The sequence below is a fragment of the Aquibacillus sediminis genome (assembly GCF_005870085.1).
Classification (GTDB): Bacteria; Bacillota; Bacilli; order Bacillales; family Amphibacillaceae; genus Aquibacillus_E; species Aquibacillus_E sediminis.
In genome coordinates, this window is the sequence record NZ_SZNM01000065.1 from 1 (window position 1) to 1,255 (window position 1,255).

A 1,255-nucleotide genomic window follows, 5' to 3' on the forward strand; every position below is an offset into this window, starting at 1 on the left:
ATTTTAACATGAATTTGCCAGGATTAGAAGACGTAATCATTACTAGAACTGAGGAGTTAGAGGGTTCTTACTACTTACATGTGAAGTTACCAATTAAAAAGCATAAATGTCCTGCATGTGGGGAATTAACCAGTCGTGTCCATGATTATCGTACACAGAAGATTCAACACCTGAAATTGTTTGAAAGAACTACTTATTTGTTATATCGGAAACGTAGGTATGTATGTTCTTGTGGTAAACGTTTTGCCGAAGAAAATAATATTGTTAATCGTTATCAAAGACATTCTATTGAGTGGAATCAAGCGCTTGGGTTGCGCACGGTTAAGGGGAAAGATTTTAAAGATACAGCTGAACAATTTAGAACGTCACAAACAACAGCTATACGCCGTTTTGATCAGATTGCTTCTTCTAGTTTGAAAAAGGTGGATACTTTACCGCGTGTAATATGCATTGATGAGTATAAGGGAGATACATCTGCTGGAAAGTACCAGGTAATTATAACGGATGGTGAAACAGGTATACCATTAGACATTCTACCAAATCGTTCTGTAAAAACTGTTAAGAAGTATCTAAGAGAAAAGGGATCCGAGGTTCAGATGGTAGTTATGGATATGAGTTACAGCTTCAAGTCTGCGGTTCAACAAGCACTAGACAATCCTATTATAGTTGCGGATCGTTTTCACTTTTGCCGTTATATTTATTGGGCTTTAAATCGCGTAAGAAAAAGAGTACAAAATGAATTCCATGATTTTGATCGTAAAAAGTGTAAGAGAATGAAGCATGTTTTTGATAAACCTTATGAAGAGCTAACATTGAAACAACATTGGTATCTGGAAAGGTATTTAGGAATGTCTGAAGATTTACGAACTGCTTATGGGTTAAAAGAGGCATTTCGTGAATGGTTCGATAAAGCGAAAAAAGTTGGTGCAGCACAGTTAGGAGAAGTGAAACAAGGGTTGTATCGCTTTTATCATCAAGTGGAAAAGTCTGGCCTTGAAGAGTTTATGAAAGCAATAAAAACCCTTCAAAATTGGCAAGTAGAGATACTCAATAGTTTTGCGTTTGATTATAACAATGGGGTTACAGAAGGCTTGAACAATCAAACCAAGGTTATTAAACGTAATGCCTTTGGTTTCCAACGTTATGATCGTCTAAAGTCACGTGTATTATTACATCATCAATTTAAATCACTAGAAATTCAAGTAGGTTAAGGAGTAGGAGCAAGTACTCCTACCCCAACATTTGACGTAGAACC

Annotated in this window: 1 protein-coding gene; it reads left to right on the forward strand. The window is 36.3% G+C overall.

The window, feature by feature from the left end:
- Positions 1-8: 8 nt before the first annotated feature.
- Entirely contained in the window at positions 9-1,211 is a 1,203-nt protein-coding gene (locus tag FCI53_RS21160) for an ISL3 family transposase (RefSeq protein WP_246050180.1), read from the forward strand.
- The last annotated feature ends 44 nt before the right edge of the window (positions 1,212-1,255 follow it).